The organism is Thermoleptolyngbya sp. C42_A2020_037 (assembly GCF_015272455.1).
Lineage (GTDB): Bacteria > Cyanobacteriota > Cyanobacteriia > Elainellales > Elainellaceae > Thermoleptolyngbya.
On sequence record NZ_JACYLP010000006.1, the window covers coordinates 86,501 to 111,013 of the forward strand.

19 protein-coding genes are annotated in these 24,513 nt (G+C 56.9%); 11 read left to right on the forward strand and 8 right to left on the reverse strand.

All coding sequences use genetic code 11. The features are described 5' to 3' along the window. The first annotated feature begins 31 nt into the window (after positions 1-31). The 3 genes from IGS16_RS01665 to IGS16_RS01675 all read left to right on the forward strand — a co-directional run bounded on the left by IGS16_RS01665 (position 32) and on the right by IGS16_RS01675 (position 3,056). Positions 32-1,261 carry a hypothetical protein gene (locus IGS16_RS01665; RefSeq protein ID WP_297082771.1) on the forward strand — a complete coding sequence of 410 codons (1,230 nt, stop codon included), beginning with the start codon at positions 32-34 and terminating at the stop codon, positions 1,259-1,261. Positions 1,262-1,308: 47 nt separating this feature from the next. Next, positions 1,309-2,583, forward strand: a complete 1,275-nt coding sequence (gvpN, locus tag IGS16_RS01670) for a gas vesicle protein GvpN (protein ID WP_297082773.1) — start codon at positions 1,309-1,311, stop codon at positions 2,581-2,583. 137 nt (positions 2,584-2,720) lie between these two features. Beyond that, positions 2,721-3,056, forward strand: a complete 336-nt coding sequence (locus IGS16_RS01675) for a gas vesicle protein (RefSeq protein WP_297082775.1) — start codon at positions 2,721-2,723, stop codon at positions 3,054-3,056. Positions 3,057-3,109: 53 nt separating this feature from the next. On the opposite strand, the gene msrP is transcribed toward IGS16_RS01675, so the two are convergent. Further along, positions 3,110-4,090 carry a protein-methionine-sulfoxide reductase catalytic subunit MsrP gene (gene msrP / locus IGS16_RS01680; protein ID WP_297082777.1) on the reverse strand — a complete coding sequence of 327 codons (981 nt, stop codon included), beginning with the start codon at positions 4,088-4,090 and terminating at the stop codon, positions 3,110-3,112. A 299-nt stretch (positions 4,091-4,389) separates the two neighbouring features. Next, positions 4,390-4,740, reverse strand: coding sequence for a hypothetical protein (locus tag IGS16_RS01685; RefSeq protein ID WP_297082779.1), 351 nt, complete (start codon positions 4,738-4,740; stop codon positions 4,390-4,392). A 539-nt stretch (positions 4,741-5,279) separates the two neighbouring features. Between IGS16_RS01685 and IGS16_RS01690 the strand changes: the two genes are divergently transcribed. Then, complete coding sequence (locus IGS16_RS01690) at positions 5,280-6,953, forward strand: hypothetical protein (RefSeq protein WP_297082781.1); 1,674 nt, start codon at positions 5,280-5,282, stop codon at positions 6,951-6,953. A gap of 202 nt (positions 6,954-7,155) precedes the next feature. Here IGS16_RS01690 and IGS16_RS01695 read toward each other — a convergent pair whose 3' ends face one another. Beyond that, a complete protein-coding gene (locus IGS16_RS01695) occupies positions 7,156-11,133 on the reverse strand; it encodes a magnesium chelatase subunit H (RefSeq protein ID WP_297082784.1) in 3,978 nt (1,325 codons plus the stop codon). Positions 11,134-11,765: 632 nt separating this feature from the next. Then, positions 11,766-13,361 carry a glycosyltransferase family 39 protein gene (locus IGS16_RS01700; protein ID WP_297082786.1) on the reverse strand — a complete coding sequence of 532 codons (1,596 nt, stop codon included), beginning with the start codon at positions 13,359-13,361 and terminating at the stop codon, positions 11,766-11,768. 188 nt (positions 13,362-13,549) lie between these two features. Here IGS16_RS01700 and groL point away from each other — a divergent pair, with 188 nt between their 5' ends. Beyond that, a complete protein-coding gene (groL, locus tag IGS16_RS01705; RefSeq protein WP_297082788.1) occupies positions 13,550-15,220 on the forward strand; it encodes a chaperonin GroEL in 1,671 nt (556 codons plus the stop codon). 406 nt (positions 15,221-15,626) lie between these two features. Here the strand turns inward: groL and IGS16_RS01710 are convergent, their stop codons facing one another. Then, positions 15,627-16,790, reverse strand: a complete 1,164-nt coding sequence (locus IGS16_RS01710; RefSeq protein WP_297082790.1) for a GuaB3 family IMP dehydrogenase-related protein — start codon at positions 16,788-16,790, stop codon at positions 15,627-15,629. Between the two features lie 586 nt (positions 16,791-17,376). On the opposite strand from IGS16_RS01710, the gene apcA reads away from it, so the two are divergent. The 4 genes from apcA (at position 17,377) to IGS16_RS01730 (ending at position 19,892) form a co-directional block, all read left to right on the forward strand. Next, positions 17,377-17,862 carry an allophycocyanin subunit alpha gene (apcA, locus tag IGS16_RS01715; RefSeq protein WP_277773014.1) on the forward strand — a complete coding sequence of 162 codons (486 nt, stop codon included), beginning with the start codon at positions 17,377-17,379 and terminating at the stop codon, positions 17,860-17,862. A 59-nt stretch (positions 17,863-17,921) separates the two neighbouring features. Further along, positions 17,922-18,407 (forward strand): allophycocyanin subunit beta, encoded by a 486-nt coding sequence (gene apcB / locus IGS16_RS01720; protein WP_172353678.1) that lies wholly within the window; start codon positions 17,922-17,924, stop codon positions 18,405-18,407. A gap of 306 nt (positions 18,408-18,713) precedes the next feature. Then, positions 18,714-18,917: a phycobilisome linker polypeptide gene (locus IGS16_RS01725; RefSeq protein WP_068510880.1), complete on the forward strand. Its 204-nt coding sequence runs from the start codon at positions 18,714-18,716 to the stop codon at positions 18,915-18,917. Positions 18,918-19,367: 450 nt separating this feature from the next. Then, positions 19,368-19,892, forward strand: a complete 525-nt coding sequence (locus IGS16_RS01730; RefSeq protein WP_297082793.1) for a DM13 domain-containing protein — start codon at positions 19,368-19,370, stop codon at positions 19,890-19,892. Between the two features lie 85 nt (positions 19,893-19,977). Here the strand turns inward: IGS16_RS01730 and thrB are convergent, their stop codons facing one another. The 3 genes from thrB to IGS16_RS01745 all read right to left on the reverse strand — a co-directional run bounded on the left by thrB (position 19,978) and on the right by IGS16_RS01745 (position 21,916). Next, positions 19,978-20,904 (reverse strand): homoserine kinase, encoded by a 927-nt coding sequence (thrB, locus tag IGS16_RS01735; RefSeq protein ID WP_297082794.1) that lies wholly within the window; start codon positions 20,902-20,904, stop codon positions 19,978-19,980. Between the two features lie 44 nt (positions 20,905-20,948). Continuing rightward, positions 20,949-21,305, reverse strand: a complete 357-nt coding sequence (locus IGS16_RS01740) for a carbon dioxide-concentrating mechanism protein CcmK (protein ID WP_225906729.1) — start codon at positions 21,303-21,305, stop codon at positions 20,949-20,951. A gap of 305 nt (positions 21,306-21,610) precedes the next feature. Then, positions 21,611-21,916, reverse strand: a complete 306-nt coding sequence (locus tag IGS16_RS01745) for a carbon dioxide-concentrating mechanism protein CcmK (RefSeq protein ID WP_172353681.1) — start codon at positions 21,914-21,916, stop codon at positions 21,611-21,613. 221 nt (positions 21,917-22,137) lie between these two features. Here IGS16_RS01745 and IGS16_RS01750 point away from each other — a divergent pair, with 221 nt between their 5' ends. Further along, positions 22,138-23,157, forward strand: a complete 1,020-nt coding sequence (locus IGS16_RS01750; protein WP_297082796.1) for an ATP-binding cassette domain-containing protein — start codon at positions 22,138-22,140, stop codon at positions 23,155-23,157. A gap of 20 nt (positions 23,158-23,177) precedes the next feature. Then, complete coding sequence (gene cbiE / locus IGS16_RS01755) at positions 23,178-24,473, forward strand: precorrin-6y C5,15-methyltransferase (decarboxylating) subunit CbiE (RefSeq protein WP_297082797.1); 1,296 nt, start codon at positions 23,178-23,180, stop codon at positions 24,471-24,473. Positions 24,474-24,513 lie beyond the last annotated feature (40 nt).

The window sequence follows — 24,513 nt, forward strand, 5'->3', positions numbered from 1 at the left end:
TTCTCTTTCCGCATCACTTGGAGGTTATCTTGTGGTTGCTCTGAAAGACCAATGGGAGGCCGAGAGGCAGCAGCGCCAACAAGCGGTTGAGCATCTGCTGGACACCTTTCGCCACCTGCGTCAGACCGTTTCTGCCCAACTTCGTCGCGATCGCGCTGAGTTTCACCAACAGCTTCAGCAGGTGACTCAGGCTCAGCTCGCCGACCTCGCTCAGCAGCGCCAGCTTCAGGCTGCGGAGCAAATGGCGCAGTTGGCTGCGTTTCGACAACAGTTGCAGACGCAAACCGCTCAATTTCTCGACATTACCGCCGCAGAGCGATCGCTCTTGTCGCAACAGATTTTCCAAGAGCTAGACCAGTTTCATCACGAACTCCGCGAATCGGTTGCTGCGCTGCGGGCCAGCCATCAGCAAGACCTGGGCGCACTGGCGACAGATGTGGCCATGCTGCGGGCCGAAGCGCGGGCAGACTTGCAGTCAATGCACGCTGAGCGGGTAGCAACATTGACCGAATTTGTCGAAACCCTGCAAGCGGATGTGCAGCAATATTTGGGTGATCTGGCGCAGGAGCGTCAGGAGCGGGCCCAGGACGTGCAAGCTTTGCTGAACGAAAGCCGCGCCAAGCGTCGATCCGAATCCGTAGACCTGATGCAGCGGTTGGGCGTATTTCGGGCTGAGCTTCGCCAGTTTCGGGCCCAGTTGCAGCAGCAAGTCTGGGGCAAATCCGCCGCCGCAACTCCCGCAGCCCCAGCCGCATCGACCGCCTCAGCAAAGCCCGCTGCCAAAGCGATTCCCTCGGTAACGCCTGCTGCGGCAACGCCTGCGCCCGCCCCGACCGCAAAAGCATCTGCCGCCCGCCCGCGCACGGTGGCCCGCCTCAAGTCGTCGCCTGCCAAGTCAGCTAAACCACCTGCAAGTAGACCGCCCGCTCGTGGTTTCAAGCCCTCGGTGGCCCCCGTCGCCGTGGCCGAACCCGTCGCCGCCGTCACGCTTGACAGTCAGCCTGCCGTGCCCGTGCCAGGGGTGACGGTTGCGCCCGCTGTGCCCACCCGCAACGGTAGCCAGCCCGCCGCTAAAGATGCAGTTTCTCTGGAACAGTCCACCTATGACTATGTGAAGTCGTCCAACGGGGCCAAGCTGACGGACATTGAATCTGCCCTCGGCATGAACCGATTCCAGGCTGTCGATACGCTGCGATCGCTCATCAAGCAAGGGCTAATCGTCCAGCGCGATCGCCTCTACCTAGCTCAAGAGCAAGCCTGATTTCCATCCCTACGTAAGCCCATTTCATTATCAGAGGAAAACCACCCGTGACTACCGTTCTTCGCGCCAGCCCCCGCCGATTTGTCAGTACGCCCGCTGTCGAACGGGTTGCCACTCGCGCCCTGCGCTATTTGCAATCGGGCTTTCCTGTCCACCTGCGTGGCCCGGCGGGCACGGGCAAGACGACCCTAGCGCTGCACCTGGCGGACATGATTGCGCGGCCGATCATGCTGCTGTTTGGCGATGATGAGTTCAAAACCTCTGACCTGATCGGCAATCAGGCGGGCTATACCCGCAAAAAAGTCGTGGACAACTTCATTCATAGCGTGGTGAAGGTAGAAGACGAACTCCGGCAGAACTGGGTGGATGCCCGCCTGACGCTGGCCTGCCGGGAAGGATTCACGCTGGTCTATGACGAGTTCAACCGATCGCGCCCAGAGGTGAACAACGTGCTGCTGTCGGCGCTAGAGGAAAAGCTGCTGGTGCTGCCGCCCAGCCACAACCGCACGGAATACATCCGCGTGCATCCCCAGTTTCGCGCCATTTTTACCTCAAACCCGGAGGAGTATTGCGGCGTTCACGCGACGCAGGACGCGCTGCTGGATCGGCTAGTGACGATCAACATGCCGGAGCCGGATGAGCTGACGCAGCAGGAAATCGCGGTGCAAAAAACGGGCATCGATCGAGAGAGCGCTGCCATTATCGTGCAATTGGTGCGGATGTTTCGTACCAAGACGGGTGCAGAAACCTCATCAGGGCTGCGGTCTTGCCTCATCCTGGCGAAGATTTGCCAGGAGCATGAAATTATTGCTACGCCGGAAAATGCGGAGTTTCGCGACATTTGCCAAGATGTGCTGCTGTCTCGCGCAGGGCGATCGCTCTCCGAAGCCACCCAAATCCTCTGGGACACCTTCAACGAGATGATTCGGCTAAATACAGATGCCGCCCGCTCCTCTGTCGATCTGCGCGTCACTGAGGTTGAGCCAGACCCCCAGCCAGACCTGCAAGCGGCGATCGCCCCCCAGCCCGAACCCCAAGTCCGGCTGCCGCTCAACACCCTGCCCCTCTCCTCCCCCGACGCTGCGGCAGACGAATCCGAAGAAGAGCCTGAGTCTCCTGCGGTTCCCTACGAGCGCGACATCTTCGAGTATCTCCAGCGCCATCCCGACGTGCGCCCCTCGGAAATTGAAACGGCCCTCGGCATCACCCGTTTTCAGACTATCAACGCCCTCAACGCCCTGCGCGACAAGGGGTTGGTCACCAATCGAGGCGGCGCTGGCCGGGCAAATACCTATCGCGTCTGCGAGGGAGAACGCGCTTAGCTCAGAGATTGGGGCAGGACTGACACAAGACTGACATCAGTTACATCCCCCTGAATTTCCTCCTTGAATTAAGGGGAACTTTCGATTTGAACCTGACCCTCCGCAACGCTTGCCCCTTTCCCTTCCAACCCCCAACTATGCCCTACTCAACTGCTCAACCAACCCGCCCCGTTCCCACCGTTACCCAAGGCTCGACGCTGGCAGACGTGCTAGAGCGCGTGCTGGACAAAGGCATCGTGATTGCAGGCGACATTTCGGTTTCCGTGGGTTCTACGGAACTGCTCAGCATTCGCATTCGTCTGCTGATTTCTTCGGTGGATAAGGCAAAGGAAATTGGCATCAACTGGTGGGAGAGCGATCCGTTCCTCAGCAGCCAGTCGCAGAAATTGTTGGAAACCAACCAGCAGCTTGAAGCCCGGATTGCCAGCTTAGAGACCGAACTGCGATCGCTCCGGTCTGCCAGCGCAGTCTAGCCCAGCGAGCGGAAGCCAGAATCCTAGAACTTGCCAGCGTTTTTGCCACTGGGCTAAGCGTAGAGACCGGCTACAAACTCGCCGTAGCCGTTGTAGGGCAGCGTCGGCACCTCTTCCCAAGAATACTGATTGCCAGGGCCGATGAGTCGCTCCTTGGCCTGCGACCAGCGCGGATGGGGCACGTCCGGTTCCACATTTGCCTCAAACTTGTATTCATTGGGGCTGAGGGTGTTCCAGTAAGTCGCGGGCTGCGTGTCTAAAAACTCGATTTTGACGAGGGATTTTGCACCCTTGAAGCCATATTTCCACGGGATGACCATGCGGATGGGTGCGCCGTGCTGCTTGGGCAGCGTGTGTCTGTAGATGCCGACGGCAAAGAAGGCGAGGTCGTTGGCCATTTCCTCGATCCGCAGCCCTTCGGTGTAGGGAAAGGGCAGGAAGCGGGCAGGCGGAAAGCTGGGGCCTTTGGTCACAGCAGGGTCGAAATAGGACGTAAAGCGGACAAATTTTGCTGAAGATTTGGGGTCTACGTCTTGCAGCAGGGCGTTCATGGGAAAACCAAGCCACGGCACGACCATCGCCCAGGCTTCGACGCAGCGGAATCGGTAGATTCGTTCTTCCAGGGGAAAGCGGGTGAGCAGGTCGTCTTGGTCGTAAGTTTTGGGGTTGTTGACGAGTCCAGTGACCTCTAACGTCCAGTTATCGGTAGGCAGGGACTGGGCGGCTTGCCAGATATTTTTGGAACTGCCGAATTCGTAGAAGTTGTTGTAGGTGGCGGCCAGCACTTCGCCTGTGAGGGGGCGGCCAGCGTCTTGAAAGGTGGGATTGGCGATCGCCCTCAGGGCCTTCGTACCGGTCAGTTCCTCCGCAATGGGGGCCTGGGTGGTTTGGCAACCCGTCAGCGGCAGGGTTGCCATTGCGATGCCGCCGCCAATCATCGTTTTTAGAAACCGTCTCCGGTTTAGAAATACCGCTTCGGAGGTCACAGCATTTTCGGAAAGCCGCCATGCGGGAGGCACATGCAGGAACGCCATAGATTTACGTTGAGAAGACTTACGTTGAGAAGACTTACGTTGAGAGGGCCAAGAGAGTTGAGAGGGCTAAGAAAACTCAGCAAGCTTAACAATTCTCAATCTTTTTGTATTTTGGCATGAATGGCTGAAGCAGGGCTGATATTTTGCTAAGAGAAAGCTTTCTGCGAGACCTCTCCTGCTCTAGGGGACGGGGTTGGGGCATAGCCTGCTTCTTTGCAGCTTTGCTTCTTTGCAGCTTTGGAGCGGTGAGCGATTCGAGTCCTGTCAGTCAGCCGGGGTATCCCCAGAGTTGGGATTGCTTACTCTAGCTCGAAGGGCGATCGCCCATTAAACGAGGGTGGTATGTAGTTGGGGCGCACCAAGGCTTCTGCCAATTCATCGAGCAGTTGGGCGATCGCCCGATCATCGCGGGCCAGGCTGCTGCGGAGATTGATCCACAGGCTGCACGACCGCTGGCTTGCCGTCACAACCACCGCCTCGCGCTGGGCAAGACGGCAGGCAAAATGATAAAGGCGCGATCGCTGCTGAGCATCGACCGTTTGCAGACGGTAGTACAACTCGCTGCGATAGTACATCCCGTCTTGAATGCTGTCCCTAAACCAAAACTTGAACGGAAAGAAATTCCCTTCATCAACAACTGGCGGCAACACGGCGACACTCGCTCTCAAGCATTCTGTATAGGGCGTTGTATGAGGACGAGCCTAGTTACACCCCATCCCTAGTATGGGCAGATTTCCGAAAAAACTCTCAGAAAACGATAGCCCCAAAAGCGCTGCTTTGCCGAAGTTTGAGATTTGCCCCTAGAGGTTTACGCAGTCTTCATATATCCGTCAGGAACATTTGAAAAAAGTTTGTGGTCATGGCAAACAAATAGCGGCGACAGCCGTATGCACCCGGTGACGGCAGACATGAGCGGTTCCAGCGACTTTTGGGAAACCTGACTCTGTGCTGGTCGGGGGTGCTGCCTGCTGGTGCATCCGCTATTTCAGCCGTTGAGGATTTTAGCAGCGTGTTTGGTTGCCTCCCAGCCTGGAGCTAATAGGTTGGTCGAGCATGGCCCCGCTCAACAGGGAGTCTGCTAATGCTCGCGATCGCCCATTGTCTTGCCAGTCGGTTTATCGATTGCAAGATGGCGATCGCCGGGCCGATTTCGTTCGTTCACCTTACTTAATTCTCAAGGAATTTCACAATGACGAAACCAGTCAAGCCTCATCTCTCGCTACCTGCGCTGGCGCTAACTCGCGGATCTGCCCGCAGGCTGGCGATCGCCCTACTGTCGGCCACGCTGATGGTAAGCGGGCACGCCCCCTTGCTGCACGCCCAAACCCGTTCCGATGCGCCAGTGCGCGTGAGCCAGCGCCAGCAGGGATGGGATGCGGCACTAACCGTTGCTCGCGTGCTAGATAGTCGCCAGGATCTGGCAGGAATTGTCTTGCAGCTAGACGTGCTGGACAAGCCCGTGACCACCTATGCCAATGTGGTGTATCAAATCTTTGCGCGAGTCAACGGCCGCTGGCAGCAGGTCTACACCACGCGAGGCGCACGACTGATTTCCAGCCCCAGCGGTCGGCTCACGCTGCCGCCAGAATTTATCCGCTGGAGCGATTTGCAGACTCAGATTGGGCGATCGGTCAACCTGAACACGCTGGAATTCCGCTCCATTGCGCGAGTCAGCTACGACGTGCAGGGTCGTCGCAACCAGCAAGTTTCCTGGGAATCGACCCAGACCTACGCCTCACTGCCCCAAACGACCGTTACACAGGTGGAAAATGGTCAGGTCGTGATTGTCCGCGAGACGGTGATTACCGAAACCGTTAACGACCGCGGCCCGGGCCGCCCCCGCCCCACGCCGCCGAGCCGCCGCCCAGACCCACGGGAAGCTAGAGGTCCGCGCCCCCGTCCTACACCGGGTCATGGTCGTCGTCATGAGCATGGCAACTTTAGTTTGGCGATTTTGCAATCTCAGGTCACGTATCCAGAGGTGATTGCGCGGCTGTCGGTGAAGTCGAGAACGCGACGGGGCTACCGGGAGGAGCGGCTGCTAGGGGATTTCCGCTATCGCATGAACCAGCGGGCGCAGTTTGTGCGCGGGCTGCGACGGGGCGATCGCGTCGTGGTGCGCCTCTACACGCCGCAAAACCAGTTCATTGGCTACAGCGAGTTTGAACTGTTGTCAGACTTTACAGCCGTCAGCCTGGTGCTGCCAAGCCAGCGGTCAGACGTGCGGATTGTGCGGACGGTCTATGGGCTAGACAGCGATCGCAACGGGTCTATCGACCAGGGCGCAACGGTGTATGACTACTTTACGCGCATCAGCAGCAGCCGCTACGAGGAAAGCCGCGTTACCTTCTTGCCCAGCACTCAGGGAATCGACACGCGCTTGTTTGCAGTGCGCGGGCTGCCCAACCCGCCTGTGACCTGCACCTACACTAGCTCGTTCCAAACGGGCAATTTCTCCCTGGTCAGCCGCACAATTTCCGTATTCCGCTCGGCGCTGGCTCCTGCTCTCATCTCTTTTCCAGGCAGCAGCTTTAGGGTTGTTGATGTCAGCACCACAACGGTTTACGAAGTGACCCAACTGATCCGCGAATACGAGCGCATCGGTACGTCGAGCGGCTCCATTGTGCTGATTGGCTCCGATGGCAACTATAGCTACTGTAGTGCTGCCTGCGAAGACGATGATGACTGGGATGACGATGATTGGGGTTATGACTGGGACGATGATGATGATGATCGTCGCGGCCACCGCAGTAATTGCAATCAGGGCATTGGCAATGGGCCAGAAGGATGTGATCCTGGCAACTCGCGTCCGCGGGGTGGCAGCAATGATGAGGGTGGCCGCCGACCCGGTCGCCGTCGTTAGGAGATCGCGTTAATCAACAATAAGGGCGATCGCGCTTGGTCTACCTGCTTTAGGCTGGCTGGTATAGGCGGGGCGATCGCTCCTTTCAAGCAAAATCCCCTGCTTCTGGCACGGCTCCAAAAGGCAGGGGATTTTTATGTCACGCCGTATCTATGTCACGCCGTATCCATGTCACGCCGCAAGCGAAGCGCCGGAGAACGGACTACTCAATCCCTTCAATCCGGTCTTCTACTTCCTGATAAAGCTGGCGCAGGCGCTCTAGGTTTTCTTCGCTGGTTTCCCAATAGCCGCGACCGTTGACCTCCAGCAGCGTGCCGACGATCTTGCGGAAGGAGTTGGGGTTCAGGTTTAGCAGGCGCTTCTGCATTTCCTCGTCTTCGATAAACGTGGTGTTCACGTCTTCGTAGACCCAGTTATCCACTGCGCCCGCCGTTGCCGACCAGCCCATCGTGTTCACCAGTCGCTTCGACAGTTCCCGCACGCCCTCATAGCCGTGGGACAGCATTCCCTCATACCATTTAGGATTTAGCAGCTTGGTGCGGGCATCCAGCCGGACGGTTTCCGACAGGGTTCGCACCTGAGCATTGGCCGTGGTCGTGTCGGCAATGTAGGCGGTGGGCTGTTTGCCGTCTTTCCGCAGGCGAGACACCACCTTCGTCGGGTCCGAGTCGAAGTAGTGGGACACGTCCGTCAGCGAGATTTCCGAGGAATCTAGATTTTGGAACGTCACATCTACCGTCTTCAGCGCGGTTTCAAAAATCTGGCGCGAATCGTCCATTACACCCGGATTGTCGGAATTGAACGAGAAGCCCTTGCGCGACAGGTACATATCCTGAAGCTCGGCCTCGCTTTCCCAGGTGCTATTTTCCACCGCCAGATTCACGTTGGAGGAATAGGAACCGGATGCATTGGAGAACACGCGAGTTGCCGCCTGACGCACGTCTACACCCAACTCCTTCGCCTGCTCAATCGCATGTTTGCGAACGTAGTTCATCTCGATCGGTTCATCCGCTTCGGCCGCCATTTTGATGGCGCGATCCAGCAGATTCATCTGGTTAATGAACAAATCGCGGAACACGCCAGAGCAGTTCACCACCACATCGATGCGGGGGCGACCCAGTTCTTCAAGCGGGATTAGCTCTAGCTTGTTGACCCGGCCCAGCGCATCGGGAACCGGACGCACGCCCACCAGCAGCATGACTTGCGCCAGGGATTCGCCGTAGGTCTTGATGTTGTCTGTGCCCCAGAGGACGAAGGCGATCGTTTCGGGGTAAGTGCCTGTTTCCGCTTTTTGGCGAGCCAGCAGGCGATCGACCACAATCTGGGCCGACTGCACCGCTGCCAGGGTGGGAATCGACTGCGGATCGAGGGCGTGGATGTTTTTACCGGTAGGCAGCACATCGGGGTTGCGAATCGGGTCGCCGCCGGGGCCAGGCAGGACGTACTCGCCCTCCAGCGCTTGCAGCAGTGCGCCCAGTTCGTTATCTGCCACAATCTGCTTCAGGCAGAATTCCAGATATTCAAACAGCGGCTTGATATCTTCAGCGTTGACCTTGGGATAGCCCGCCTCTGCCAGCGCTTCGATCCAGGGTTCTTTCTTACCCAGGTTGAAGAAGTTGAGCTTGGTGACGAGAGACACGCGCCCGTCCGCGTCGATCTGCTCTTGCACCATTGCAGCGACGGCTTTGCGAACCGCTTGGGTGATGTCGTAGAGCAACTGCACGTCGGTCAAAACGCCGCGATCGCCCCCTTTGTATACCTCATCCATGTCGCGGCCAATGCTTTCGGCGATAATCCGCTGGAGACTCTTGATACCGTCTTCGGGGCGATCGAGTCCTGCGATGTTGACCAGCGTGGCGATCGCCTCTTCTGCGGTCGGCGGTTTGCCGATGACGTGCAGACCGCAGGGCAACAGGCGCGACTCAATCTCCATCAGCTTGATGTAGACCTTGCCAATCAGCGTGTCGCGGTCTTCTGCCGACAGGTCGCCCGCGTCGCCATCTGGCAACACGATGTCCTTATCTAAATTGACCTGGCGGCACTTTTCCACCACTGCGTTGACGATGGATGCGCCGCGTCCCGAATCCTTTAAGGTTTGGTAAGACGCGATCAGTTCGCTGAGTTCCTTCAGTCCCTTATACAGCCCCGCATTTTCCGCTGGCGGAGTCAGGTAGCTGATGGTTTCGGCATAGCCGCGACGCTTGGCGATTGTTGCCTCCGACGGATTATTCGCCGCGTAGTAATAGAGGTTGGGAATCGTGCCAATCAGGCTATCGGGATAGCACTCGTTGGACATGCCCATTTGCTTACCAGGCATGAATTCCAGCGACCCGTGGGTGCCAAAGTGCAGCACCGCATCGGCTTTCCAGATTTTTTCCAGGTAGGTGTAGTAGGCAGCGAAGCCGTGGTGCGGGCTGGCAGAACGGGAGAACAGCAGCCGCATGGGGTCGCCCTCATAGCCAAAGGTGGGCTGCACACCGATAAACACATTGCCGAAAGACTTGCCAAACACTAGCAGGTTTTGCCCGTCGGTGTTTAGGTGGCCGGGCGGCGGCCCCCAGCTTGCTTCTAGGCGGGTGGAATAGGGCGTGAGCTGCTCGTATTCCTGAACCGACATGCGGTAGGCAATGTTCAGTTCGGGGCTGGCATACTGCGCCTGGGCATCGTGAATCACCGCCTGCATCAGCGCTTCGGCCGACTCTGGCAGGTCTTCGACCTCGTAGCCATTGGTCTTCAGCGCCTTCATCACTTCGTAAATGGAGCCGAATACATCCAGATAAGCAGCCGTACCCACGTTGCCCTTATCCGGCGGGAAACTGAAGACGGTGATGGCGACCCGCTTTTGCAGACGGGGCTTGCGGCGGAGATTTGCCCACTTCATGGCTCGCTGGGCGATCGCCTCTACCCGGTCTTGCAGGGCGATCGCCTTACCCGTTGCGCCGTCGCGACCCGATACAATAATCGGCTCGATCGCGCCGTCCAGTTCAGGAATCGCAATTTGCAGCGCCACCTGAATCGGGTGCAGACCCAAGTCGCTATCCTGCCATTCTTCGGTCGTTTGGAACACCAGCGGCAGCGCCACCATATAGGGACGATTCAGCCGCTTCAGCGAGTCGATTGCCTTGGGATGATCCTGCCGCGCCGGGCCGCCCACCAGCGCAAAGCCCGTCAGCGATACCACCACGTCCACCATCGGCTGCTTCGTCAGCGGGTCGTAGAAGTAGCTATCGACCGGCTTCGAGAAATCCAGTCCGCCTGCGAACACGGAAATCACCCGTGCGCCCATGCTTTCCAACTCTTGCACCATTGCCACATAGTGCGCGTCATCGCCTGTCACTAGGTGCGTCCGTTGCAGCACCAGCCCCACCGTCGGCGCGAGGGGATCTTTCATATCTGCGCCAATGTCTCGTCGAGAGCCATGCCAGTTGAGGTATTCTTTCAAATCCTCAAACATTTGGGGTGCCAGCGGATGCCAGATGCCCATATCGGGATAGGTGACCGGATCGCGATATTGCAGCGTCGCAGATTTCAGCGCCTGCACGTCGCAATAGCGGTCGATTAGCATCAGCAGGAAGTTTTCCAGGTTTTCGGACGAGCCGCCCAGCCAGTACTGAAAGCTGAGCATAAAGTTCCGGGCATCCTGCGCCTTGTCCATCGGCAGATACTTCAGCACCTTGGGCAGGGTGTTTAGCAACTTCAGCATTGCGTCTTCAAAGCCCGCGCCCTGCTTCTGGCGGCGCTTTTTCATGAATTCGCCGATGACGCTTTTGGACTGCCCCAGTTGCGACATGGAGAAGCTGCCCAGCTTGTTCAGGCGCATCACCTGGGGCATGGAGGGGAAGACGATGGCGGCATCGAGGCGATCGCGCACGGGCTGCACCGCAGCCACGACCTTTTCTGCTAACTCCTCAATGAAAATTAGCGAGCCGATAAAGATATTCGCTTCTGAAACGTCTTTTTGCAGGGCTTCGTAGTTCTCAGTGCTACGTAACTCTTCTAGCAAGTAGCCGCTAATCTCGATTGCCACGTCGGGATTGCTCTCATTAATCGAACGCACCGCCGCAGACAGGGCGCTTTGATATTGCGGCTCTAGCACGACATAGACCACCTTGATCAGCGCACGCCCGTTGAGATTGTCGGGAACAATGTGTCTGACCGTGGGCTTGACGTGAGTGAACATGCAGGTCGGCTCCTCTCAAACAGGTTTTGCAATCAGCTTTGGCTATGGGCGGAACAGGGTAGGCTCCGAAACTCTGGACAACGCAGAACAGTAGACAGCAGTATTAGGCTGCCGCAGTGGGCCAGGAGAGCGCTAAACCGTAACCGCTTAAAAAGTGTTACATCTGTCGTTTTACCAGAAAACGCTTGTCAAATGGAGGCTTCACGCTGCAAGTGATACAAATTGATAAACAAGCTGAGATATTTATTTACGAGCGATAGCATCAAAAAAAGTATTTGCTCACTGTTTTGCAAATAAATGTAAAACAATTTACTGATGCACCCAATAGGAAAAACTTATAAATTGCAAACCCCGCAGGTTCTTTTGGCCACGAACTGAGTCAGGTTTAAGCCGGACGTGAGCACCCTCAACGTCCAAACATCCACTTTCTAGCCTCATTTTCTAATAGTGCGATCGCCTAGTGCAATCGCACTGCTGGGTTAATCGGGTTCACCCAGATCTGCGAATACCAAACTAAAGGGCTGAAACGGATTTGACAGCAAAAATAAATTTCAAAAATCGGTTTCTTTGCTAATAGATAATCCATCAATCTTTCGGACTTGATCTCAGAATTCTAGTCTTTTTAAAGACTTTCACTGCTCGACTTTCCAAAGATACCAACCCACTTCACTTAAATGCTTTCCGAGAGATTGTTGGATCTGATTTCGCTCAGCTTCTGGCATATGGAACACGAAGACATCGGAGCCATCAGGAAACTGCTCTGGCGGTACGTTTGCTTCGGCTTCATGGTTTAACAGGTAGAACTGGACGGCATCGTTTGTGCGATAGCTGAGGGCGATCAGATTGCCGATATTGATCCCAAAGTCATCACTAATCACGATGGGTTGATTCGCCTCGTTCAGCGTTTGGGCGATCGCCGGAATGTGGTAGCTAATCCCCTTGTTCCACCAGGTTTCTGCCTGGGAGCTAATGAAATTGGACAGGAAGCCTAGGAAGAACAGGGAGAGGGCGATCGCCTGCCAGAATTTGCGATTTTTTGCCCCAAAAGACTCAATTTTCATCGTTAGAAGATAGCCCACTGCGAGGTGCAGCCCCAGAAAACTGGGCACAAGATATCGTCCGACAATCGAGCGCTGTCCACCCAAAATCAGATCCGGCAGCGCCAAAATCAACACAGGAATCAGAGCCAGTGTCCACACAAAGATCCAAACATGGCGCGGCGCATTTCGCTGGATAAATATCAGCGCAAATATTTCCAAAACCAGCAGCGGAATACTGAGCCACCAGAGCGAAAAGGTGTCCGGGTTCCAGTCAAAGTCCATGAAAATGCGGCTGAAGTTGAGCACCGATGCTTTCACCATCACCCACAGCGGTAGCGACTCTCTTGCCCATCCCGTGGTGTTGCTTAAAACGTCACGATATTTCACTAGGAAATACAGCCAGGGCGCAAAGGCGGCGATCGCCACACACGACCATCCCAGGTATGCGGTGCCAGCGCGGGTAATGCGCCATTTTTCCCACTTGCGCGAGATGCCGCCATTCAGCAGCACGTATACGCCGTGGGCAATGCCCACCAAACCTGTGAACAAAAACGTGTAGAGTCCTGCTGTGAGGCTCAGTGCATAGAGCGCCCAGTGGGGCCAGATACCCAGCCGCAGCGCCCGCAGCAGCAGCGCACTGGAGGTCAGGATTAGCGCCGCCCACAGGCTGTATTCCCGCGATTCTTGGGCGTAGAGGACATGGTAGGGCGAGATGGCCAGCAGTCCGACCGTCATCAGGGCAATCGCCGGAGCCTGAAATAGCTCGATGCATAGCCAGTAGGCGCAGACCAGCATCAGCAGCCCAAAGACAACCGCCAGGCTCCGCAGCGCTACCACCGAATCGCCAAATAACTGCACCCAAAACCGCCCAAGGATGTAATACAAGGGCGGATGCTGTGGATCTTCTTGTCCCAGGGAAGTTAATAGTTGCCCCAAGCCGCGCTCTGGGCGAAACCGCTGAAAAGCTTGCAGCTCATCGCGAGTCACAATGCGCCCGGTGAAGAGCTGCTCGACGACCTCCGAGCGCCGCTGGGCGGTCATTTCCATTGAGGTATACACTTCGTCGTGCCAATACACCTTTTTGTCAATGTTGATGACGCGGAAGAAAAGCCCCAGCATCAGCGCCACCAGCACTAGGGTCAGCAGTCTGGGGGTGAGGGCAGTAGGGCGGATGGCGCGACGGTTCACAGGCAATCTCCTCCCAATCAATCCGAAGGTGCATGAATGCAAACGGCAAGCTACCTAGCATAGCAAAGCGGGTTGTCGGTTACCGTCTGGCCAGAGAAGGATTGCAAGGGGCGATCGCCGCTGAGATTTAGCAATCTCCTCCATTAGAGTGCTAAATTCTGGAAGGAGCGCTTAACGAAAACAAAGGTATGTCTAAGATCATTGTGTTTGAGGAAGAGTCTCGGCAGGCGCTAGAGCGCGGCGTGAATGCGATCGCCAATGCGGTGCGCGTGACGCTCGGGCCGAAGGGACGCAACGTGCTGCTAGAGAAAAAGTTTGGTGCGCCGCAGATTGTCAACGACGGCATCACGATTGCCAAAGAGATCGAGCTAGAAGATCCGCTAGAGAACACGGGGGCGCAGTTGATTCGGGAAGTTGCCTCCAAAACAAAAGATTTGGCGGGTGATGGCACGACTACTGCAACGGTGCTGGCCCAGGCCATCATCCACGAGGGGCTGAAGAATGTGGCAGCGGGGACGAACCCCATCAGTCTGCGTCGCGGCATTGAAAAAGCCGTGGCCAAGCTGGTGGATGAGATCGAAGCCGTCGCCAAGCCTATCGAAGGAAATGCGATCGCCCAGGTGGCCACGGTTTCCGCAGGTAGTGATGAAGAGGTTGGCGCAATTATTGCCGAAGCCGTTGAGAAAGTCGGCCGCGATGGCGTGATCACCGTGGAGGAATCCAAGTCTCTGACCACAGAACTGGAAGTTGTGGAAGGGATGCAGTTCGATCGCGGCTACATCTCGCCCTACTTTGTCACCGATGCGGAGCGGATGATTTGCGAGATGGAGAATGTTGCGATTCTAATCACCACGCAGAAAATCGGCTCGATTGGTGAACTGGTGCCCGTTCTGGAAAAGATTGCCCGGGCCGGACAGCCGCTGCTGATTATCGCTGAAGACATCGAAGGCGAAGCTCTGGCAACGCTGGTGGTCAACCGTCTGCGAGGCGTGCTGAACGTGGTTGCGGTGAAGGCTCCGAGCTTTGGCGATCGCCGCAAAGCCGTGCTGCAAGACATCGCCGTGCTGACGGGCGGCCAGATGATTGCGGAGGAAATTGGCCTCAGCCTGGACACCGCCACGCTGGAAATGCTGGGCAACGCCCGCAAGGTCACCATTACGAAAGACACCACCACACTGGTTGCCGAAGCCCCCGATAAGGTGGCTCTGGACAAGCGCATCGCTCAAATCCGCAAGGAGCTAAGCGAAACGGATTCAGAATACGACTCCGAGAAACTGCAAGAGCGCCTAGCCAAGCTGACAGGCGGTGTGGCCGTAATTAAGGTCGGCGCAGCCACCGAGACGGAACTGAAGGACAAAAAGCTGCGGATTGAAGACGCGCTGAACGCGACGAAAGCCGCGCTGGCAGAAGGCATTGTGCCCGGTGGCGGTTCCACGCTGCTGCACCTGAGCAAAAAGCTGGCTGACCTCAAAAACACGCTCTCGGCAGAGGAGCAAATCGGAGCCAACATCATTATGAAAGCGCTGGAAGCCCCGTTGCGCCAGATTGCCGACAATGCTGGCGTAGAGGGTTCAGTCGTGGTGGAACGAGTGCGGGCGATGGAGTTTGGCAAGGGCTACAACGCGCTCACCGATACCTACGAAGATCTGATCGCGGCGGGGATTCTTGACCCAGCCAAGGTCGTGCGCTCTGGCTTGCAGGACGCGGCCTCGGTGGCGGCGATGGTGCTGACGACGGAAGCACTGGTGGTTGAAAAGCCTGAACCTGCGGCTCCCGCTCCTGGCGGCGACATGGGCGGCATGGGCGGTATGGGCGGCATGGGCGGTATGGGCGGCATGGGCGGTATGGGCATGATGTAGAAGGTAACAATCCTGAGATTGGGAACTAAAACCCTGCCATCCTGCAAAAAATCTCTGCTTGATTCAATTTGACTCAGGCAGAGATTTTAAGTTTTGATGGAGTATGGAACAGGTTGCTCTCAGTAATGTCTCTGAAAGAGGGCGATCGCCCTCAGTGCAAGTTCAACAAGTTCAAATAGTCTTAAAAATCGCCCAAAGTCCTCTCAAAATAGGGAAAAACCCGCAATAAGAACCGCCTGAACACGGATGCTCAGGCGGAGTGTGGTGTGAGGAGTGAACGGAAACATGCGTCTCCGCTATACTTATTGTAAAGGACTGGACTTGAGGTTATGGGGCGATCGCCCCATACAGGCGAAAAATTTATCAGATTGTTACTTGACGAATAGGTTTATCTACCCATCCCGGCTTATTTACCCATACCCAGCTGTTGAGCCTTCTGATAGACCTTGCCTTCTGTGAGCAGCGATGGTGCAATGATCACCTCGACCTGCTGCATCTCCCGAATGTCCTTAGCCCCCAGCGTGCCCATGCTGGTTTGCAGCGCACCCAGGAAATTATGCGTGCCGTCATCCAGCTTGGCCGGCCCGCGCAAAATTTCGCGCAGCGTCCCCGTCGTCCCCACGCGAATCCGGGTGCCGCGAGGCAACACCGGACTAGGCGTTGCCATACCCCAGTGATAGCCACGGCCGGGCGCTTCGGCGGCGCGGGCAAAGGGCGACCCAATCATCACCCCATCTGCACCGCAGGCAATACACTTACAGATATCGCCGCCCGTGATCAGGCCACCATCGGCAATGATTGGCACATAGTTTCCGGTTTCACGATGATAGTCGTCGCGGGCGGCCGCACAGTCGGCGATCGCCGTTGCCTGAGGCACACCCACCCCCAGCACTCCACGCGAGGTACAGGCCGCGCCCGGCCCGATGCCCACCAGCACGCCCGATGCGCCCGCCTTCATCAAATTCAGCGCCACGTCATAGGTCACGCAATTCCCCAAAATCACCGGAATGGGCATTTCCTGACAAAAGTCTGCCAAATCTAGCGGCGTGATCGACTCCGGCGAGAGGTGTGCCGTTGATACCACCGTCGCCTGCACGAAAAACAGGTCTGCGCCGGCCTTGGCCACGGTCTGCCCAAACCGAGACGCACCCGCCGGAGTCGCGCTCACCGCCGCAATCCCACCCTGCTGCTTAATTTCCTGAATCCGCCGCTCAATCAGCTCTGGCTTGATCGGCTCTGCATAGAGTTCCTGCATCAGCGGCACAAACTCATGCTTTTCCACCGACGCAATTCGATCTAAGACGGTATTTGGATCGTCGTAGCGCGTCTGCACGCCCTCCAGATTTAGTACACCCAGTGCGCCCAGTTCGCTCAGCGCCACCGCCATCCGAACATCCACCACACCGTCCATCGCGCTGGCAATAATCGGAATTTCCCGCTCAATGCCGCCAATCGTCCAGCGGGTATCGGCGAGAGATGGGTCGAGCGTGCGCGAACCTGGAACCAGTGCAATTTCATCGATACCGTAGGCTCTGCGGGCAGATTTACCCTTACCAATTTGGATGTCCACTATTCACCCTCTGCTTGACCCAACATCGAGGCTGAAATCGGTAGGCACTACAACTCCAAATCGCGCAAGCGAGAATTCACTCACGACTTTAGAATGCAAGCTACTTTTCTCAACCCAATAAGGAACTAGACTACCAAAAATTGGGCGTGATCTGTTGCCTATTTAACCAAACGATGACGCAAGACCCAAACAGCAGAAGGGCAGCACTTCTGTCAATCCTGAGGAAGAAGATTACAAAATGTTGCGACAAAACTAAGAATGACAACCTGATGCCGCAAAATGTTTGCGGAAGGTAGCTGAGCCTCAACCCTTATGTACTTCTGGTCACACTCGTGTGGAGGGGTAGCACTAGGGGTAGAGTATGGAAAGTTACTATGCCAGTCCGCAAAAGGCTCAACTGTATGAATTTGATGAGTTCAGTTGAGTTTGTTTAGCGAGCCTTCTCAGAGATTTTCTCATGGGTTTTCCTGCATAGGGTTTCCTGTGCGGCGCTCTGGAGGTTACCTGGCTAGCGGCTCAGTCGTTCAGACATGAACGCCAGTTTAGACACATCTGGTTACATTTTGCTTTTCGGAGGAATCCATCAATGAGTATTGTCACGAAGTCAATCGTGAATGCCGATGCTGAGGCTCGCTATCTCAGCCCGGGTGAACTAGACCGGATCAAAGGCTTTGTCACCTCTGGTGAAAAGCGTCTGCGGATTGCCCAAGTGCTGACCGACTCTCGCGAGCGGATTGTGAAGCAAGCGGGTGACCAACTGTTCCAAAAGCGTCCCGACGTGGTTTCTCCCGGTGGTAACGCCTATGGTGAAGAAATGACCGCTACCTGCTTGCGTGACCTCGACTACTACCTGCGTCTGGTGACCTACGGTGTGGTTGCGGGCGACGTTACCCCCATCGAAGAAATCGGCATCGTGGGCGTGCGCGAGATGTACAAGTCTCTGGGCACCCCCATCGAAGCAGTGGCAGAAGGCGTTCGCGCAATGAAGAGCGTGGCAACGTCCATGATGTCTGGCGAAGATGCGGCTGAAGCTGGCGCTTACTTCGACTACGTTATCGGCGCAATGCAGTAGGGTCTTTCCCGAACTGTTGCCTGAATGCATCAAGATTCACTTTTTAAGGAAGCGAGACCATGCAAGACGCAATTACTTCTGTTATTAATTCTTCTGACGTTCAGGGCAAATACCTGGATACCGCCGCTCTCGAAAAGCTGAAGGGCTACTTCTCCACGGGTGAACTGCGCGTTCGTGCCGCCACCACCATCAGCGCCAATGCTGCTGCCATCGTGAAGGAAGCGGTCGCCAAGTCCCTGCTGTACTCGGACATTACCCGTCCTGGCGGAAACATGTACACCACCCGTCGCTATGCAGCTTGCATCCGCGACCTCGACTACTACCTCCGCTATGCCACCTATGCCATGCTGGCGGGCGACCCCTCCATTCTGGATGAGCGCGTGCTCAACGGTCTGAAGGAAACCTACAATTCGCTGGGTGTGCCTGTGGCTGCGACGGTGCAAGCAATCCAAGCCATGAAGGAAGTGACCGCTAGCTTGGTTGGTGCTGACGCTGGCAAGGAAATGGGCGTGTACTTCGACTACATCTGCTCTGGCTTGAGCTAGGTTCAAAGGATGAAGGTTGAACCGGAAGGGCTGAATTGAAAGGGTTCGAGCCTTACGGTTTACACTTCTGAATTTGGTAACTTTTGGCTGGGAGTTCTGGTGTTGGTTTCAGGCGATCGCAGGCTTTTTCTCTAAAGAAGCGGCTCCGAGGGTTTGAGATTAACGCTAGGCTCCCAGCATTTAAGAATTTTTTGGGTTGATATCATTCGACTTTTTCCTCAACGTTCTGCCTACTCAGAACGGGCACTTTGAAACAGGTGCGACTAAATTACTTCGTTGCTTCTTTCCGGTTAGGAGATGTAACCCATGCGGATGTTCAAGATTACGGCTTGCGTTCCCAGCCAGACCCGAATTCGCACTCAGCGCGAACTGCAAAATACCTATTTCACTAAGCTGGTTCCCTACGATAGCTGGTTCCGGGAGCAGCAGCGCATTCAAAAAATGGGCGGCAAGATTGTGAAGGTTGAGCTGGCGACGGGTAAGCCTGGCTCAAATACTGGACTGGCATAGTGGCGATCGCCCTTCCCAGCTAGCTTTTAAGTTTTGGCTATGGAAATCGCTATAGAAGTGAGGCTATTGGTCGGGTTGTAACCCATTGCCCGCCAGCATGATCAAGCTTTTGGTTTCCGAGTTGAAGACTCCACTGAGGTAAACGAGGCCATTATGGTCTCTTTTTTTGCCGAAATTTATTTCCGTCGGCGAACTACGGACTTCCGCAGGCGGGCGACTTCTCGCGGGCGCAAGGCATGAGCAATCATGAAAATAGCATCCTAGCCTACCTGAAGAACCAGAAGTTCCGAGCCGAGCGCCCAGTATGGTTGTAGGATTTTCGATCCAATCCACCACTTCTGCTTCGGCAATTCTCATCTGATTATCAGCTTTGATCCGGCGATGCCTGCCAGGATAGGGGCGATCGCTGTTTGAGAAAGTTGCTGAGAACTTTGCTTGGGAGGAGGGTTGATGAACCTGTATCGAGCTTGTTTGGGTTTGATGCTGCTAACTGGGATTGGCTGTACCGCTCAGGTGGACGTGGAACCGCCCGCTGAGCCATTTGTCGCGGCGACTTCGGAGGTCGTTGCTGCTTCACCGCAATCTTCTCCGGCTGCATCTCCTGGGGCGATCGCCGCAGGTCCGAGTATTGTGAAGTCTGGAACCTTTGTGAGCGGCGAACATCCAACGCAAGGGGCGGCCCAAATCGTGACTGAAAATGGGCAACGGTTTCTAGAATTGGGCAATGACTTCCGCACGAATAGCGGTCCCGATTTAACGGTAATTCTGCATCGCAGCGGGAATGTGATTGGTTCCACCCCTCCGCCTGCCCATGCCATCCAGGAGGGCGATTATGTGGTGCTAGCAGAATTGCAGCGAACCCAGGGGGCACAGCGCTACGCAATTCCCAATAGCGTAAATCTGGACGAGTTTAACTCAGCAGCCGTGTGGTGCCGACGGTTTAACGCAACCTTTGGCGCGGCGGAACTGCTGTAAGCAGTCAGCCAGTGTAAACAGTCAGCCAGTGTAAACAATCAGCCAGTGTAAACAGTCAAGCCAGTGTAAACAGTCAGCCACGCGGCTAGCCCTGAACCGAAACCCCCGTTGGGTCGAGGTGCAGCGCCTGAGCCTGAAGCGAAATGCCCTGATCTTCCCAGGCGGCTTTCATGGCTTCCGCAACCAGGGGCGCGATATCGGCGTGGGCCAGGGCCAGCAGGGTTGGACCGGCACCGCTGATCACCAGCCCATAGGCTCCCGCAGCAACGGCGGCGGCTTCTACGGCATCAAAGCCGGGAATGAGCAATCGCCGATAGGGTTGATGCACACGGTCTTGCAGCGCGGCCCGCAGCCAGTTGGGATTGGCGGCTTCCAGTCCGCGCAGCAGCAACCCCAAGTGACCCATGTTAAACACCGCATCGGCGCGGCTGTATTCCGTAGGCAGGACGCGGCGGGCCTCGGCGGTGGAAAGTTCAAAATCGGGAATGGCGGCGACGGGCACAATGTCAGAATGCCACGCAACCGGGGCGATCGCCCATTCTCCGTTCAGATCGGTTGCCGCCAGCCGACAGCCGCCCAGCAAGGCAGGCACAACGTTATCTGGGTGGCCTTCCATCTCCACGGCGATCGCCACCAGTTCGGCTTCGCTCAGCGGCGACCCAGCCAACACATTCGCGCCCACTAGCCCGCCGACAATGGCTGTGGCAGAACTGCCCAACCCCCGCGCCAAAGGCACGCCCAGGCGAATCTCTAGCTTAATCAGCGGCGGCGACTGCTTCAGATGATGAAACAGCCTGGAGAAAGCCTGATAGGCCAGGTTGGTTTCGTTGGTTTTAACCCGCGCTGCTTCCAGTCCTGAAACCGAGATCTGGACTGGCTCGATGCTTTGGTCTAGGCGGGTAAAGGTGAAGTGATTTCTGAGCGATAGCGCTGCGCCCAAGCAGTCGAACCCTGGCCCGATGTTGGTCGTCGTCGCAGGTACAGAAACAATGGCGTGTTCGGGCAGGGTCATGGTGCAGGCTTGGCGATCGCTCGATTAAACTATTGCCCCGTCAGTTATTGCCCCGCACCATTGCCACGACCCGGCAGACGCGGCACACCGATAGCGTCTTGAAACTGTTCGACCTCCGGGGTGAAGGCAATGGGCAGTACCACTTCTACGTTTTCATGGGGACGGGGAATAATCACCCAGGTTTCCAGCGTGCCGCCGGGGGTGTTTTGCGCCGCCTCGATGCCCGCGTCCATTGCCTGCTTCACTTCTGATACATCGCCGCGAATCATGATCGTGAAGCGGGCGCTTCCGGCGCGAATGTAGCCTACCAGGGTTACGCGACCCGCTTTCACCATCGCATCTGCTGCTGCCAACACGGCAGGAAAACCTTTCGTTTCTAGTGCGCCAACTGCAACCGGCATGATTCTCTCCAGAGGCGATCGCTCGCCCGATACTCAAAATCGCGGGTAAAAATCGAACCCAATCCAACCCACATTGTACGGTCAAGTGATGCCCTATCGAAAAAAGTCGATGGCTTTCCCCACGCTTCGAGTCATATCTACAAAAACGCTTAATGCACGGAAATAGGTGTTAACCCGCGCAATCGATAAGCATTCGTTACCAGGGTGATTGCGTTTTTTTGAGGGATGTAAGAACTGGCAGGCGGGCAACCTGACGGGCGATCGCCCCTCAATCCAGTCCATAGACCCGTCACATAAGAGACCCGTCACATAAACTGCTGCACCTTGGTGGTGTACTTAATTGGCAGCACCACTTCCAGGTTTTCCGGTGGGTTGGGGATGATGTAGTAGTCCACTAGTTCCGCGCCATAGACCTGATTTACCGCTTCGACCCCCGCCTCGATCGCCGGTTTCACCTCCGACGTGCTGCCGCGAATCGCCACCAGAAACTCAGCCCGTTCCGCCAGTCCGTAGTATACCAGCGTTACCCGGCCCGCCTTCACCATCGCATCCGCCGCCGCCAAAATCCCTGGAAACCCGACGGTCTGAATTACTCCCACGGCTGCTGGCATACTGGCGCTCCCGGCTCACATTGAAAATCTCAGCATTCTATCTCAACACCATATTGTACGGAGTTTGCTGCGCGGGCGCATGGGTGCGGACGAATGGTTTGTGGGATGAAAGGGTTAGAGGACAAACAGCGGGCGATCGCCCATCGCCTCCCCTTCCCTAGTCGGCACTCTGTAGAATATGAAGTGTCGTCAACTCAAGTGACTTGCTCACTAAAACTGGCATGGCTTCCGCAGTTCTCATCGAAAACTTACAAAAGCGCTACGGCAGCGTAGAAGCGGTCAAGGACGTATCGCTCCAAATCGAGCCAGGGGAAATCTTTGGGCTGCTGGGCCCCAACGGCGCAGGGAAGACGACGACGATCCGCTGTCTCTGCACGCTGTCTATGCCGGATGCAGGCCGCATTGAGGTGTCAGGCGACTCCGTGCTGGAGAATCCTCGACTGGCGCGGCAGCGACTCGGCTACGTCGCCCAGGAAGTGGCGCTGGATAAGGTGCTGACGGGTCGGGAACTGCTGGAACTGCAAGCGGCGCTGTATCACCTGCCGAAGGCGACCATTGGCGATCGCATCAATCAAGTCATTACGTTGTTGGGACTGACCGACTATGCCGACAAAAAAACGGGCACCTACTCCGGCGGCATCCGCAAGCGGCTGGATCTGGCGGCGGGGCTGCTGCATCAGCCGGACGTGCTGGTGCTAGACGAGCCGACCGTGGGGCTGGACATCGAAAGCCGCTCGGCGGTTTGGGACTTTTTGCGGAAGCTGCGGGAGGGCGGCACGACGGTCTTGCTGACCAGCCATTACCTGGAAGAAGTAGACGCGCTGGCAGATCGGGTCGCCATCATCGACCAGGGCAAAGTGATTGCATCGGGTACGCCCTCGGAACTGAAGGATGGCTTGGGGGGCGATCGCATCACCCTGCGCCTGCGCGAGTTTACCCCCGCAGACGAAGCCCAGCGGGCCAAGGACTTGCTGAAAACGCTGCCCTTTGTGCAAGAGGTGATTTTGAACGAAGCCCAGGGCAACTCGCTGAATTTGGTTGTGGACACCCAGAGCGATGCGCTGCTGACGATTCAGCAGGTGCTAAAGGATAACGGGCTGCCCATCTTTGGCGTGTCGCAGTCGCGCCCCAGCCTGGATGACGTGTACCTTGCCGCTACCGGAAAAACCATCCTGGATGCCGAGATCGCCGCTGCTGCCAAGCGCGATCCCAAAAAAGAGAAAAAGCAGAATATGCGCTAGTTTGCCGGGTGCGGCCTGCGATGGTTTCAATTCACGTCATTGGCATTGGGCTGGACGGTGCAGCAGGGTTAACGGCGGCAGCACAGCAGGCGGTGAATCGCGCCACGCTGCTGGTGGGGAGCGATCGCCATCTGGCCTATTTCCCCCACCACGCCGCCCCAAAAATTCCCCTGGCAGATTTTCACGACACCCTGCGGCAAATTCACGCCTACGTCAGCGCTGCGGCAGATTCAGACCGCCCACAGCCTGCGATCGCCGTTCTCACGTCGGGCGATCCGCTGTTTTTTGGGCTGGGGCGACTGCTGTTGTCCGAGTTTCCTGCCGACTGGCTCACCTTTCATCCCCACCTCAGCGCCATCCAGCTTGCCTTCAGCCGGGTCAAAGTGCCCTGGCAGGATGCGCGGCTGGTCAGCGCCCACGGGCGATCGCCCGACACGCTGATGCAGGCCTTGCAGCAGGGCGCAGCCAAAATCGCCGCCCTCACCGACGGACACAACACGCCCCCAGCGATCGCCCGGTTGGTGTGCGATCTGGATTTGCCAGGTCAGTATCACCTCTGGGTCTGCGAAAATTTGGGCGGCGCTGAGGAGCGAGTCCAGCAGTTTTCACCAGTGGATTTGGCGGCCCAAGAAGACACCCAGTTTGCGCCGCTGAATGTGGTCATCCTGCTGCGCGATGCAGAGACAGACGTGCCCGATCTGGCGACATTGCCGATTTTGGGTATTCCCGATTCGGCGTTTCTCAGCTTTGGCGATCGCCCCGGCCTGATGACCAAGCGCGATGTCCGCGTGCTGGCGCTGGCAGAACTGGCGCTGCAACCGGGGCAAGTGGTGTGGGATATCGGCGCGGGCACGGGGTCGGTTTCCATCGAAGCAGCCCGCCTCTGTCCCACGTCCACCGTATATGCCCTGGAGAAAACTGCCGCCGGATTCTCCCTGGTGCAGCAAAACGCCGAACGCTTTCAGGTCAAAAACCTCAAGCCCATGCAGGGCAGAGCGCCCGATGCGCTGTCTGCGCTGCCCGCGCCCGATCGCGTCTTCATTGGCGGCAGCGGCGGGCAGTTGGGCGAAATTCTGGATGATTGTGCCGAGGTGCTGAAGCCGGGAGGACGGATGGTGCTGGCGATCGCCACCCTTGACCACCTGGCGATCGCCCAAACCTGGCTCCAGGTGAACCGCTCCACCTGGCAACAGCACGCCCTCCAGGTCAACCTTGCCCGCACGGTGCCCGTCGCCGCCCTCACCCGCTTTGCCCCCCTCAACCCCGTCACGCTGATCACGCTCCAGCGCAGCGATCGCGCCCCGATACTCAGCTAAGCCAGCCCGCAGTGCTACAATCCTCACCGAGCCGTCTTTT